14 protein-coding genes and 1 pseudogene are annotated in these 13,374 nt (G+C 57.6%); 9 read left to right on the top strand and 6 right to left on the bottom strand.

Translation table 11 applies throughout. The features are described 5' to 3' along the window. Positions 1 to 448 precede the first annotated feature (448 nt). A complete protein-coding gene (gene tyrS / locus HU762_RS24305) occupies positions 449 to 1,648 on the bottom strand; it encodes a tyrosine--tRNA ligase (protein ID WP_186641213.1) in 1,200 nt (399 codons plus the stop codon). A 212-nt stretch (positions 1,649 to 1,860) separates the two neighbouring features. On the opposite strand from tyrS, the gene HU762_RS24300 reads away from it, so the two are divergent. Together HU762_RS24300 and HU762_RS24295 are read left to right on the top strand one after the other, a co-directional pair. Beyond that, positions 1,861 to 3,279, top strand: a complete 1,419-nt coding sequence (locus HU762_RS24300; RefSeq protein ID WP_186641211.1) for a peptidoglycan DD-metalloendopeptidase family protein — start codon at positions 1,861 to 1,863, stop codon at positions 3,277 to 3,279. A 3-nt stretch (positions 3,280 to 3,282) separates the two neighbouring features. Beyond that, on the top strand, positions 3,283 to 4,374 hold the full coding sequence (locus tag HU762_RS24295; protein WP_186641209.1) for an anhydro-N-acetylmuramic acid kinase: 1,092 nt from the start codon (positions 3,283 to 3,285) through the stop codon (positions 4,372 to 4,374). Between the two features lie 66 nt (positions 4,375 to 4,440). Here HU762_RS24295 and erpA read toward each other — a convergent pair whose 3' ends face one another. Both erpA and argC read right to left on the bottom strand, forming a co-directional pair. Further along, positions 4,441 to 4,791 (bottom strand): iron-sulfur cluster insertion protein ErpA, encoded by a 351-nt coding sequence (erpA, locus tag HU762_RS24290; protein ID WP_003177727.1) that lies wholly within the window; start codon positions 4,789 to 4,791, stop codon positions 4,441 to 4,443. A 150-nt stretch (positions 4,792 to 4,941) separates the two neighbouring features. Then, complete coding sequence (gene argC, locus HU762_RS24285) at positions 4,942 to 5,976, bottom strand: N-acetyl-gamma-glutamyl-phosphate reductase (RefSeq protein WP_186614371.1); 1,035 nt, start codon at positions 5,974 to 5,976, stop codon at positions 4,942 to 4,944. A 133-nt stretch (positions 5,977 to 6,109) separates the two neighbouring features. Here argC and hemJ point away from each other — a divergent pair, with 133 nt between their 5' ends. The 6 genes and pseudogenes from hemJ to coq7 all read left to right on the top strand — a co-directional run bounded on the left by hemJ (position 6,110) and on the right by coq7 (position 10,254). Then, the gene (gene hemJ, locus HU762_RS24280; RefSeq protein WP_186614369.1) at positions 6,110 to 6,541 is read left to right on the top strand and encodes a protoporphyrinogen oxidase HemJ; all 432 of its coding nucleotides are present in this window, start codon (positions 6,110 to 6,112) and stop codon (positions 6,539 to 6,541) included. A 33-nt stretch (positions 6,542 to 6,574) separates the two neighbouring features. Continuing rightward, positions 6,575 to 7,543: a nitronate monooxygenase family protein gene (locus HU762_RS24275; RefSeq protein WP_186641207.1), complete on the top strand. Its 969-nt coding sequence runs from the start codon at positions 6,575 to 6,577 to the stop codon at positions 7,541 to 7,543. Positions 7,544 to 7,587: 44 nt separating this feature from the next. After that, on the top strand, positions 7,588 to 8,550 hold the full coding sequence (locus HU762_RS24270) for a DUF805 domain-containing protein (protein WP_186641205.1): 963 nt from the start codon (positions 7,588 to 7,590) through the stop codon (positions 8,548 to 8,550). Between the two features lie 62 nt (positions 8,551 to 8,612). Further along, positions 8,613 to 9,401, top strand: a complete 789-nt coding sequence (locus tag HU762_RS24265; RefSeq protein ID WP_186641203.1) for an SDR family oxidoreductase — start codon at positions 8,613 to 8,615, stop codon at positions 9,399 to 9,401. Positions 9,402 to 9,438: 37 nt separating this feature from the next. Further along, positions 9,439 to 9,540 (top strand): annotated as a pseudogene (locus HU762_RS24260) (hypothetical protein); the annotation flags it as partial. A 66-nt stretch (positions 9,541 to 9,606) separates the two neighbouring features. Then, a complete protein-coding gene (gene coq7, locus HU762_RS24255; RefSeq protein ID WP_186614362.1) occupies positions 9,607 to 10,254 on the top strand; it encodes a 2-polyprenyl-3-methyl-6-methoxy-1,4-benzoquinone monooxygenase in 648 nt (215 codons plus the stop codon). A gap of 97 nt (positions 10,255 to 10,351) precedes the next feature. Here coq7 and speD read toward each other — a convergent pair whose 3' ends face one another. Together speD and HU762_RS24245 are read right to left on the bottom strand one after the other, a co-directional pair. Next, positions 10,352 to 11,146 carry an adenosylmethionine decarboxylase gene (speD, locus tag HU762_RS24250; protein WP_039590886.1) on the bottom strand — a complete coding sequence of 265 codons (795 nt, stop codon included), beginning with the start codon at positions 11,144 to 11,146 and terminating at the stop codon, positions 10,352 to 10,354. Between the two features lie 237 nt (positions 11,147 to 11,383). Next, a complete protein-coding gene (locus HU762_RS24245; protein ID WP_186641201.1) occupies positions 11,384 to 11,806 on the bottom strand; it encodes an OsmC family protein in 423 nt (140 codons plus the stop codon). 233 nt (positions 11,807 to 12,039) lie between these two features. On the opposite strand from HU762_RS24245, the gene crp reads away from it, so the two are divergent. Further along, a complete protein-coding gene (crp, locus tag HU762_RS24240; RefSeq protein ID WP_186641199.1) occupies positions 12,040 to 12,684 on the top strand; it encodes a cAMP-activated global transcriptional regulator CRP in 645 nt (214 codons plus the stop codon). Here crp and HU762_RS24235 read toward each other — a convergent pair. Further along, positions 12,681 to 13,373, bottom strand: a complete 693-nt coding sequence (locus HU762_RS24235) for a lipoate--protein ligase family protein (RefSeq protein WP_186641197.1) — start codon at positions 13,371 to 13,373, stop codon at positions 12,681 to 12,683. The two genes, crp and HU762_RS24235, sit on opposite strands and share 4 nt — an antisense overlap. Between the last annotated feature and the right edge of the window lies 1 nt (position 13,374).

Here is a 13,374-nt window from a genome sequence, read left to right as displayed (position 1 = left end):
CTAGCAGTCTGACTCCACAAGCACCCACACGAATTGCTTGATTCAGTTGTTAAAGAGCGGTTGGCTGAGTCTTTCGTCTCAACCGAGGCGCGCATTCTACAGCGCCCCGTGCATCTGTCAAGCGGTTATTTTTAGAAGTTTTCAAAGTTTCCTTATCAACTTCAACCACTTGCGCTTCCGATCTCTCGTTAGCGGGAGGCGAATTCTACAGCGTTAGTCGCTGCTGTCAACACCTCTTTTACACCGCTTTCGACCGAGAAGATCGAACCGTCGACAGGGCCAGACCACACCGCCCTATCCACTCCTTCCGTGCCTCGATGAACTGAAGCCCGTCTACATCGAAACCTACTTAACTCTTTGAAACTCAAGGAGTTTTCCGTTTCGACTGCGCCGGAAGTGGGGCGAATTATAGACACCCAGGATTTGCCGTCAACCGTTATTTTCAGCTTTATTCGGATTTAAGCGTAATGCGCGCGAAAGCCTTCTTGCCGGCTTGGCATACATGAGTAGCGCCCAGCTCATATATATAGGTGCGATCCACAACCTCACCATCTATACGCACACCGCCCGAACCCAGGAGATCCCGCGCCACCGCCGCATTCTTGACCAAGCCCGCTTTGTTAAGGACCGCCGCAATCGGCATAGCTTCGGCAGCAGTCAGTTCAATCTCAGGCAGATCATCCGGCAGCTCGCCATCCTTCATACGGTTACCCGCCGCGCGATGAGCATTGGCCGCAGCCTCCTCACCATGGAAACGCGCAACGATCTCTTCGGCCAGTTTGATCTTGATGTCCCGCGGATTAGCCCCCGCCTCTACATCAGCCTGGAACGCATCAATCTCTTCCATGGACCGGAAGCTCAACAGCTCGAAGTAACGCCACATCAGCGCGTCGGGAATGGAAACCAGCTTGCTGTACATGACGCCCGGCGCTTCCTGGATACCTACGTAATTACCCAAGGATTTGGACATCTTCTTCACGCCATCCAGGCCTTCCAGCAATGGCATGGTCAGGATGCACTGTGCTTCCTGGCCATAACCGCGCTGCAATTCACGCCCCATCAACAGGTTGAATTTCTGATCGGTACCGCCAAGCTCCACATCCGCGCGCAATGCAACCGAGTCATAGCCCTGTACAAGCGGGTAGAGGAACTCATGAATGGCAATTGGCTGATTGGATTTATAGCGCTTGTCGAAATCGTCGCGCTCGAGCATACGAGCCACGGTGTACTGGGACGTCAGGCGAATGAAATCCGCCGGCCCCATCTGATCCATCCAGGTGGAGTTGAAAGCCACCTCAGTCTTGGCCGGATCAAGAATCTTGAAAACCTGCGTCTTGTAGGTCTCGGCGTTATCGAGCACCTGCTCACGGGTCAGCGGTGGGCGCGTAGCACTCTTCCCGCTTGGATCACCGATCATCCCGGTAAAGTCACCTATAAGGAAGATGACTTGGTGCCCCAGCTCCTGGAACTGGCGCAGCTTATTAATAAGCACGGTATGACCCAGGTGCAGATCGGGTGCCGTCGGATCGAAACCAGCCTTGATGCGCAGCGGCTGCCCGCGCTTGAGCTTTTCGATCAGCTCGGACTCGACCAACAGTTCTTCCGCACCACGTTTGATCAGCGCTAGCTGCTCTTCAACCGACTTCATAACAGACCCGTAAGGCTCAGATTCAAAGGGCACCAACCATACAAGATCGCGCACCAAATACAAGGTTTGCCCGGCGCGCGGACGCCAATCCACAGAACAGAGCGTCCGCGGGCTTGCTTCGCAGGGGTTTTGGTTATATTTTATACAGTTATTTCATCTTCATCATGTCATTCATCTTTTCCAATTCATCTTTTCAAAAGCCAAAATTACTTATGACCACAGAACCGTCTAAAGCGCCGCCGCTTTACCCAAAGACCCACCTGCTTGCCGCAAGTGGCATCGCAGCCCTCCTTAGCCTGGCGCTCCTGGTGTTTCCCTCCAGCGATGTTGAAGCCAAAAAGACGACTCTGAGTCTTGAACTGGAAAGCCCTGCTGAACAACTGACACAAGAACAAGACGCCGCCGAAACCGTTCAAGCCACAAACGAACCGGCCGCTTCTCCTTTTGCACAGATTGAAAACAGCCCGGAGGACGCTGCAGCGACCGCCGCCCAGGTAGAAGCCCCTGCTGCGGAAGAAAAGAAGGGCCCCGACCATCGCGAAGTGATTGTTGCCAAGGGCGATACACTTTCCACCCTCTTCGAAAAAGTTGGCCTGCCCCCGACGTCGGTCCATGAAGTCCTGGCCAGCGACAAACAAGCCAAGCAATTCACTCAACTGCAGCGCGGCCAGAAACTCGAATTCGAACTCAATCCAGACGGACAGCTGACCAACCTGCACACCAAGCTGAGCGACCTGGAAAGCATCACCCTGACCAAAAACGACAAGGGCTATGTATTCAATCGCGTCACCGCCAAGCCCACCGTTCGCTCAGCCTACGTCCATGGCGTCATCAACAGTTCGTTGTCCCAGTCGGCTGCGCGCGCAGGCCTTTCCCATAGCCTTACCATGGATATGGCCAGCGTCTTCGGCTACGACATCGACTTCGCCCAGGACATTCGCCAGGGCGACGAATTCGACGTCATCTACGAGCAGAAAGTGGTCAATGGCAAGAGCGTCGGCAATGGCCCGATTCTCTCCGCGCGCTTCACCAACCGCGGCAAGACGTACACAGCGGTGCGCTATACCAACAAGCAAGGCAACAGCAGCTACTACACCGCCGATGGCAACAGCATGCGCAAGGCATTCATCCGTACACCGGTTGATTTCGCCCGCATCAGCTCGAAGTTTTCCGCCGGTCGCAAGCATCCGATCCTGAACAAGATTCGCGCCCACAAAGGTGTCGACTACGCCGCCCCGCGTGGTACCCCAATCAAGGCAGCCGGCGACGGCAAGGTATTGCTGGCAGGACGTCGCGGTGGTTATGGCAACACCGTGATCATCCAGCATGGCAATACCTACCGCACGCTGTACGGCCACATGCAAGGCTTCGCCAAAGGCGTGAAGACCGGCGGTAGCGTCAAGCAGGGCCAGGTGATCGGTTACATAGGCACCACCGGACTGTCCACCGGCCCGCACTTGCACTATGAGTTCCAGGTCAACGGCGTGCACGTCGATCCGCTGGGCCAGAAGTTGCCGATGGCCGATCCAATTGCCAAGGGCGAGCGCGCACGCTTCCTGGCTCAAAGCCAACCCTTGATGGCTCGTATGGATCAAGAGAAAGCCACCATGCTGGCTTCGAGCAAGCGCTAAGCCATGGCGCTCTATATCGGTGTGATGTCCGGGACCAGCCTGGATGGCCTGGATATCGCACTGATCGAATTGGCCCCGGCGATCAAATTGATCGCCACGCACTACATCCCCATGCCCGCCGTCCTGCGCGCCGAATTGCTCGGATTGTGCAGCAGCGGGCCCGATGAGATAGCCCGTTCCGCCATTGCCCAGCAAAGCTGGGTAAAGCTGGCCGCCCAGGGCATCCATACCCTGCTCAACGAACAGAAACTCAAGCCTGAAGACATCTCGGCAATTGGCAGCCACGGCCAGACCATTCGCCACGAGCCGGCCCGCGGATTTACCGTGCAAATCGGCAATCCGGCACTATTGAGCGAATTGACCGGCATCGCCGTGGTCAGCGATTTCCGCAGCCGCGATGTCGCCGCTGGCGGACAAGGCGCACCACTGGTCCCTGCGTTTCACGAAGCACTGTTCGAAGAACGAGCCGGTAATCGCGCCGTACTCAATGTCGGCGGCTTCAGCAACCTCAGCCTGATAGAGCCCGCAAAACCCGTGGCTGGTTTCGACTGCGGCCCGGGCAACGTGTTGCTCGATGCCTGGATACATCAACAAAGAGGCGAACATTTTGATCGCGACGGCCACTGGGCTGCCAGCGGGAAAGTCGAGCCAGTTCTGCTCAAGGCTCTACTCAGCGATCCTTTCTTCGTCACCAAGGGCCCGAAAAGTACCGGCCGTGAAGTATTCAACCTGCCGTGGCTGAGCCAGCATTTATCGCAATTGCAAGCTTTCGCCCCGGAGGATGTACAAGCGACGCTGCTCGAACTGACCGCTTCGACCATCGTCGAATCGCTGCAACATGCCCAGTCCAATACTCAGGAACTGCTGGTCTGCGGCGGCGGAGCGCACAATCGGACGCTGATGAAGCGCCTGGCTGAGCTGCTGGCGGATACCAAGGTCAGCAGTACGGCGGTGTACGGTGTGGACCCGGACTGGGTTGAAGCCATGGCTTTTGCCTGGCTCGCCCATTGCTGCCTTGAAGGCATCCCGGGCAATCGTCCAAGTGTCACTGGCGCCCGCGGCTTGCGTGTACTCGGCGCTATCTATCCGGCCTGAAATCAATAACGCCAGACAAAAAAACGCCGCAGGGCCGTAAGGCACTGCGGCGTTTTTATTGAAGCCTCAGATCGAGAACGAAGAACCGCACCCACAAGTTGTGGTGGCGTTAGGGTTCTTGATCACGAAACGCGACCCTTCCAGACCTTCCTGATAATCCACCTCGGCACCTGCCAGGTACTGGAAGCTCATCGGATCGACCACCAGGCTGACGCCTTCGCGCTCGACGATGGTGTCGTCTTCGGCCACTTCTTCATCAAAAGTGAAACCGTACTGGAAACCGGAACAACCGCCGCCCGTGACAAACACGCGCAGCTTCAAACGATCATTACCCTCTTCATCGACCAGGCTCTTCACCTTGTGCGCAGCACCGTGGGTGAATTGCAAAGCCGTGGGGGTGAAGGTTTCGACGCTCATGCTGAATATCTCCCGGCGTTTACGCCGCCATAATGCGTGATGGCGGGCATTATCCGCTTCTCCTACAAAATCGGTCAACTATTTACCAAAGCAGCGGCACGCTACAAGCACCAGACTTGTAGCTCCCAGACTTCACGCTTGCTGTTGCTGTTACGGCAACATTCCCGCATGGGACAGGCCCAGACGCTCATCCAAGCCGAACAGGATATTGAGATTCTGTACCGCTTGGCCGGATGCGCCTTTGACCAGATTATCAATGACCGAAAGTACCACCACCAGATCGCCGTCCTGCGGGCGATGCACAGCTATCCGGCACACGTTGGCACCGCGTACGCTGCGGGTTTCCGGATGGCTGCCGGCCGGCATAACGTCGACAAACGGTTCGTTGGCGTAACGCTTTTCAAACAGCGCCTGAAGGTCGACGGAACGATCAACGACGGTCGCGTAGAGAGTGGAATGGATACCGCGGATCATTGGTGTGAGATGCGGTACGAAAGTCAGGCCGACGTCCTCGCCCGCCGCACGACGCAACCCTTGGCGAATTTCCGGCAAGTGACGGTGACCTTTGACGGCGTAGGCCTTCATGCTTTCCGACGTCTCCGAATACAGAGAACCGACACTGGCGCCACGGCCGGCGCCACTGACACCGGATTTGCAGTCGGCAATCAACCGCGATGTATCGGCGAGGCCGGCCTCAAGCAACGGCAAGAACCCCAGCTGTGTAGCGGTCGGATAGCAACCTGGTACAGCAATCAATCGTGCTTGCCTGATTTTTTCGCGATTGACTTCCGGCAAGCCGTAGACCGCTTCATCGAGCAGTTCCGGCGCACCGTGAGGCTGGCCGTACCACTTGGCCCACTCGTCCGCGTCCTGCAGGCGGAAGTCCGCCGACAGATCGATGACCTTCGTCCCGGCGGCCAACAGCTCGCCCGCCAGAGCGTGCGCAACGCCGTGAGGCGTAGCGAAAAACACCACATCGCAGGCGCCCAGGGTCTTGATGTCCGGAACGCTGAACGCCAGGCCGTCGTAATGCCCTCGCAGGTTCGGGTACATATCGGCAACGGCCAGGCCGGCCTCGGATCGAGAGGTAATGACAACCACCTCAGCCTGCGGGTGCTGTGCCAGCAGACGCAGCAGTTCGACACCGGTGTAACCCGTGCCGCCGACGATACCGACCTTGACCATAAACCTGCCCTCAACGAACCACTGGAAAGCCGTCGATGATAGGGGGCACGCGCTGCGGCGACAACCGGCAAGGTGACGTATGGCCGCTGTAACCTCTACTATCGGGGCTACTGTGAACCTGGGAATAATCAAAATGCTTTATCTATGGCTCAAAGCACTTCATATCGTCAGCATGGTCTGCTGGTTCGCTGGCCTGTTCTACCTGCCTCGCCTGTTCGTCTATCACGCCCAAAGTGAGGACAGCGTCAGCAAGGAACGTTTCTGCGTCATGGAGCGCAAGCTGTATCGCGGCATCATGGGCCCGGCAATGATCGCTACCCTGGTGTTCGGTATCGCGTTGCTCAGTCTCAATGCCAGCGCTTACTTTACTCAAGGGGGCTGGATGCACGCCAAGCTGACCCTCGTGGTGCTGTTGATCGGCTACCACCATATGTGCGGCGCTCAGGTGAAGCGCTTCGCCCGTGGTGAAAACACCCGCAGCCATGTCTTTTATCGCTGGTTCAACGAAGTGCCGGTGCTGATTTTGCTGGCTATCGTAATCCTGGTCGTGGTCCGGCCGTTCTGATTCCAATCCCATCATTCACCCGGGGTACTTCCAATGTCGCTGCCCGCTCTGCTTGAACAACGCCTTCGGCTGCCCGTCGTGGCGGCACCGATGTTCCTCATTTCCAATCCACAGTTGGTACTGGCCTGCTGCCGCAACGGCGTCATAGGAAGCTTTCCGGCGCTGAATCAACGCGAAACCAGTGGCTTCAAGGCTTGGGTGGAAGAAATAGAAGCGGGCCTGGCGACGATGGAAAAACCGGCGCCCTACGCGGTCAACCTGATTGTTCACAACAGCAATCCGCGGCTTCAAGCTGACCTGGCGATCTGCATCGAGCACAAGGTGCCAATCGTCATTACCAGCCTGGGGGCAGTAAAGGAACTGGTTGACGCGGTTCACGGCTATGGCGGCCTGGTGTTCCACGACGTGACCACCCGCCGCCATGCTGAAAAAGCCGCCGAGGCCGGTGTCGATGGCTTGATCGCCGTCGCAGCCGGTGCGGGTGGACATGCCGGGACCTGGAGCCCGTTTGCACTGATTGCCGAGATCCGCCAGTTCTTCGATAAAACCCTGCTACTTGCAGGGTCCCTGAACCATGGCCATCAGATCCTCGCGGCACAGTTACTCGGTGCCGACCTGGCCTACTTTGGAACGCGCTTTATCGGTACGAGCGAAAGTCATGCGTCCGACGCTTATAAAGAGATGTTGCTCACATCCAGAGCCGCGGACATCGTGCATACTTCCGCCGTCTCCGGAGTACCGGCGAGTTTTATGCGCCAAAGCCTGGAAAATGCCGGCTTCGACCTGATTGCACTTCAAGGCAAGGGCGCCGCCGATTCCGGCTCGAAACTCAAACCGCTGCACGATGAAGCCAAGGCCTGGAAGACCGTATGGTCCGCAGGCCAGGGTGTAGGCGACATTGATGATTTGCCAAGCGTCGATCAATTGATCGCGCGCTTGGATAAGGAATACCGCCAGGCACAAGCCCTGGCGGCACAACTTGGCGGCCAATGGCCCCGCTGAACCCAATAATACGAATTCAACTTGGAAAGACAGGGATGCCCGGCATGAGTGAAAAGCGTTTTAACATCGTATTCGACGGGGCCTTGCTGCCAGGCGTCGATACTACTACCGCCAAGCTCAACCTCGCCGAGTTGTTCAAAAGCGACGTCAGCGCCATTGAGCGGCTGTTCAGTGGTCGCAAGGTGTCTCTTAAAAACAACCTGTCCCAAGGTGAAGCACAGCAGTATCTGGAAGCGCTTCACAAGAGCGGGATCGATGCACGAATCGAAGCCGAACCGTCCCTCCAACTGAGCCTCGACGAGGTGCAGGAGTCGACACATCAACCCGGCGCGCGCCATTCGGATTCGATCGTCGATCCAGTTTCTCCCTATGCTCCTCCCCGCGCGCCAGTCGGCGAAACACTTGCCGAATACAGCACACTCAAACCCTTCAGCTTCGATGGTCGCATCGGGCGCCTGCGTTACCTGGCCTGGACCATGGTGCTGATGCTCGCGGTGCTGCCGCTGGTCGGCCTGGGCTTCTGGTTCGCCACGACCTGGATATTGGCGTCCGACTCGGTGACTGGACTGGTCGTCGGCGGCCTGCTCGGTGCAGTCGTCCTGATTGCCTTTGCCTTCGTCAGCATCCAGTTCAACGTCCAGCGCCTGCATGACCTCGGCTGGTCGGGGTGGTTGTGGCTGATCAACCTCGTCCCATTCGTAGGCAGCATCTTCCCGTTCATCCTCATCATCGCTCCGGGCAATACCGGTGCGAACCAGTACGGGCCGCCACCGCCGCGCAACACCACGGCGGTGAAGCTGTTGGCGTCGCTTTGGCTGGTGATGATCGTGCTGATTTTCCTGGCGACGTTTGCTGGCATCTTTGGTGCTCTGCAAGAGGACTATGGCAGCGGTGCCTCAAGCAGCTATGAAAGCAGCGAATCCAGCGGCGAAACCACTGAAGAACCCGCCGCCGAGGCAGCCGAGCCCGCTCCGCCTTCTGTAGACTATGAAGAAGAGGAACAATAAGCGCGCTTCGTGCCGGTGACAGCCCTGTCCACCAGCGGCGGGCTGTTGCGATGGAGAACTGCATGACCCGTTACGCCCTCATAACTGGCGCCTCCAGTGGCATCGGCCTGGCCATGGCTGAAGCACTGGCCCGGCGCGGTCGCAACTTGATATTGGTGGCTCGGCAGCGTGACCGGTTGGAAAGTATTGCCATGGAACTGACGCAGCGATTTGGCGTGGAAGTGCTGTTCCGGGCTTGTGATCTGGGCGAACCATTGAGGCTTTCCGGTTTTCTGCTGGAGCTGGAAGAAGGCGAGCGCCAGATCGACCTGCTGGTCAACTGCGCCGGCATCGGTACCTGCGGCCCCTTTCTTGGCCAGGACTGGATGACCGAACAGGACCTGATCGAAATCAACATCCTCGCCCTGACACGCCTGTGTCATGCGGTAGGCAACAGCATGGCGTTGCATGGGGGCGGTCAGATTCTAAACGTCGCGTCGATTGCCGCCTTCCAGCCAGGTCCTTGGATGAGCACCTATCACGCAAGCAAGGCCTATGTGCTGCACTTCTCCGAAGCTCTGCGGGTCGAACTGAAGAAATGCGCGATCAAGGTATCAGTGCTCTGCCCAGGCCCGACCCGGACCGGCTTTTACGCCAAGGCGCAAATGGATGAAAACAAACTCAACGCGACGGGACTGTTGATGAGCCCGGAAGAAGTGGCGCTGTATGCCGTACGCGCACTGGACCGGAACCGCGCGATCATCATTCCCGGGCGTCGCAATCGCTGGCTGGCCGCGCTGCCGCGACTTGGGTCGCGATGGTTGGTGCGAACCATCACTGGCATGATCAACAAGGCCTACTGCCCGCGTTGAACATCTTTCTGTTTGAAAAGCCACGCCCGCCCAGTTCGCCGTGAACTGCAGTGAACTTGGTGGCCGGACCGTCTATCACATTCATATGCATGTGCTGGGACAGTGCCAGATGAATTGGCCACCGGATCGATACCGCTGACCCAACGCAAATCTTCAACGGCCGATTGGGTTAAACTGGCCACCGTGATTTTCCCCGGAGGTAAGCATGACTACCCAACGTCACTACTCGCCCATTGACCGCCTGCTCCTGCAAGCCGATACCGCAATGCGAACACTGCTGCCTTTCAGCGGCCAGCCGTATCGCCCGTCACCGGCGATCGTGCAACCAGACGTCAAGATGAGCGATGAAGAGACTCGCCATGTCGCAGGATTGATGCGCATCAACCATACCGGTGAAGTCTGCGCCCAGGCGCTCTATCAAGGCCAGGCATTGACAGCAAAACTGCCTCAGGTTCGCGAGGCAATGGAACACGCCGCCGAGGAAGAGATCGACCATCTGGTCTGGTGCGAGCAACGCATCCACCAGTTGGGCAGCCACACCAGCGTGCTGAACCCGCTGTTCTACGGTATGTCATTCGGCATCGGTGCAGTTGCCGGGCTGATCAGTGATAAGGTCAGCCTGGGTTTTGTCGCCGCGACCGAACATCAAGTGTGCAAGCATTTGAATGAGCATTTGCAGCAGTTGCCGGCCGAGGATGAAAAATCCAGAGCAATTCTCGAACAAATGCGTAAGGATGAAGAGCACCACGCCGAAAGCGCACTTGAAGCAGGTGGTTTTCGGTTTCCGGCCCCGGTCAAATTCGGCATGAGCCTGCTGGCTAAAGTCATGACGAAGAGTACTTACCGGATCTGACAGCCAAATCGGCATCAGGCCCATATAGGGCCAGCGGCTTCCAAAACAAAAAAGGCGACTACCCCCTGGGCAGTCGCCTTTTTTTGTCGCCGAAACCTTAGCGCGGCATGTTGCGCGCGTAGAAGATTTCCAGCATTTCGTGCTTCACACGCTCTTCAACTTGGCCACGCTGTTCAATAGACAGATTGCTGGTGGCATCGCCGAACAGGTAGTTATCCAGTTCGAAGTCTTTGAGGAGCATTTTGGTGTGGAACAGGTTTTCCTGGTACACGTTCACGTCGGTCATCTGATAAGCGTCGCGAGTGTCTTCGGAGAGATAGTTCTGGATCGAATTGATCTCGTGATCAATGAAGTGCTTGTGGCCTTCCACGTCCCGGGTGAAACCGCGCACGCGGTAATCCACGGTCACGATGTCGGAGTCGAACTGGTGAATCAGGAAGTTGAGCGCCTTGAGCGGTGAAATGACGCCACAGGTCGACACATCGATGTCCACACGGAACGTCGCGATACCGTCCACCGGATGGATTTCCGGATAGGTGTGTACCGTGATGTGGCTCTTGTCGAGGTGGGCCAGGATAATTTCAGGCAACGGACCTGGGGACTCTTCGATCTGGCTGTCGGTCGGTGTCACCGGCTCTTCCGAGATCAGAATGGTCACGCTGGCGCCCTGGGGTTCATAGTCCTGACTGGCGATGTTCAGGATGTTGGCACCAATGATATCGACAACTTCCGTGAGGATCTGCGTGAGGCGCTTGGCGTTGTACTCTTTATTGATGTACTCGACGTAGGCCTGCTGGTCTTGCGGGGTTTCCGCATAGCAGATGTCATAGATGTTGAAGCTCAAGGTCTTTGTCAGGTTATTGAACCCATGGAGCTTGAGTTTGCTTTTCACCGTTTAAAAACTCTCTGTGTATTGCGGCCCGGCCGCGTGATCAAGCATGCCCGTCAGATGCGAAGACGCACCTGCGTAGGACGGTTAACACCTCTTCGCGATGGCGATTTTGGTTGTCTGTCCAGGCGAGTGATCGGACGCAAGCCGATCACTGCCCTGAAAAAAGTGGCGCATTATGCAGACGTCGGCTTCTGATCGCCAGAGCTTGCACCGCTTTTGTGATGGTTGGATGTCGATTCAACCCAATTCGATGATTTCATAATCGTGGGTGATTTCAACACCGGCGGCACCGAGCATGATCGAGGCCGAGCAGTATTTCTCCGCCGACAACTCGATTGCGCGCTTGACCTGGGCTTCCTTCAGGCCTCGGCCCTTCACCACGAAATGCATGTGGATCTTGGTAAACACCTTCGGATCCTCGGTGGCGCGCTCGGCTGCCAGGAAGGCTTCGCAACTCTCAACGGCTTGGCGCGACTTCTTCAGGATGCTGACCACATCGAAATTGCTGCAACCACCTACGCCCAGCAGCAACATTTCCATCGGCCGGACGCCCAGGTTCCGACCTCCGGACTCAGGCGGGCCATCCATGACGACCACATGACCGCTGCCTGACTCACCGAGGAACATGGCTTCGCCAGCCCATTGGATGCGTGCCTTCATCGCCAAGACTCCACTGTTAAAAAAGGGGGCGCCAGCTTAGCACAGCGCCCCGCGATGGCGGCCCCTGAGTAAGGACGCCTGGAGCCGTTGCGCGTACGTAAATTCTCGAATTAATTAGTAACGCCTCTGTTAAGCTGGCACCCAGCCGCTGGCGTATGGCCAGCTTTTAGCGATAGCCATTCGCCCCCCATAAAAACCAAACCACCACACCGCGCAGTTTTCGGGATACAACCATGGTTGCCATTACTCCCACGTCCAAGATCAAGAACCTCGACAAACTCTTGATGCATTGCCAGCGTCGCCGCTACCCCGCCAAGCACAACATTATTTGTGCCGGCGATCGTTCCGACACGCTGTTTTTCATCATCAAGGGCTCGGTCACTATCCTGATCGAGGACGATGACGGTCGGGAGATGATCATCGCCTACCTGAACTCGGGGGACTTCTTTGGTGAGCTGGGTTTGTTTGAACAGGCGGGCAAGGAACAGGAACGCAGCGCCTGGGTGCGGGCAAAAGTCGAATGTGATGTCGCTGAGATCAGTTACAGCAAATTTCGAGAGCTGTCCCAGCAGGATCCGGACATTCTTTACGTCCTCAGCGGACAAATCGCACAGCGGCTGCGCAATACCACCCGCAAAGTGGGTGACCTCGCCTTCTTTGACGTAACAGGTCGCGTTGCCCGCTGCCTGCTGGATCTGTGCAAGCAGCCAGACGCCATGACCCACCCGGACGGCATGCAGATCAAAGTGACCCGCCAGGAAATCGGCCGGATCGTGGGTTGCTCCCGGGAGATGGTCGGCCGTGTGCTCAAGGACTTGGAAGATCGCGATCTGGTCAACGTCAAGGGCAAGACGATGGTGGTATTCGGCACCCGCTAGAGGCTATCCAGCAATTCCCGGTACAAGGTCTCAAGTCGCTCCAGGGCGTGGGGGGCGGGGAATTTTTCATGGAGGGCGATGTGGCTTTCGGCTCGCACGCGCTGCTCCAGGCCACAAGCCTCATTGAAACGATTGACCGCCGCGACCATGGATTCGCGCTCGTCGTCCAGCAGCAGTGCGCCGTGCACAAGCCCTACCGGGCGCTGGCCGCCCTTGCTCTGCCGCCAGCGCTGCGCTGTCCCGACCATTTTCCGGCCGTCGAGATTGACGTTGAAGCGCCCGTCACAGAAGGCGCCTTCCACTTCACCCAGCGAAGCCACCCCGCCCAGTTCATCGAGCAACTGGCAGATGGGATCACACAGCCGGCGGTAAGCGGTTTCGATTCGACCGTGATCGCCCTCGCTTCGCGGCGGTGCGTAGACGAGCGCGATGTTGACGGTAGCGGCTGACTGGGGCACCGGTTCGCCCCCGGTCTCACGCAACAGCACCGGCCAGCCATTGGCGGCGGATACCTCGCAGGCAAGCTCGAACCCCGGCAAGCGACTCAAGCGACGCGGCATGACCAACGCACGGTCACGGGGCTGCCAGAACAGCAAGCCTGATTCCGCATCGCCAGCGCACACACTGGCCAGCAAGTCCTGCTCGGCTTGCAGGCCGTTTTCGACTGTGAAGGATATGGCGGGAGGCATG

The organism is Pseudomonas sp. SWRI92 (genome assembly GCF_014268685.1).
GTDB classification, from domain to species: Bacteria; Pseudomonadota; Gammaproteobacteria; order Pseudomonadales; family Pseudomonadaceae; genus Aquipseudomonas; species Aquipseudomonas marvdashtae.
Note: the sequence above shows the minus strand (reverse complement) of the source record. Positions and strands in the feature narration are given on the sequence as shown.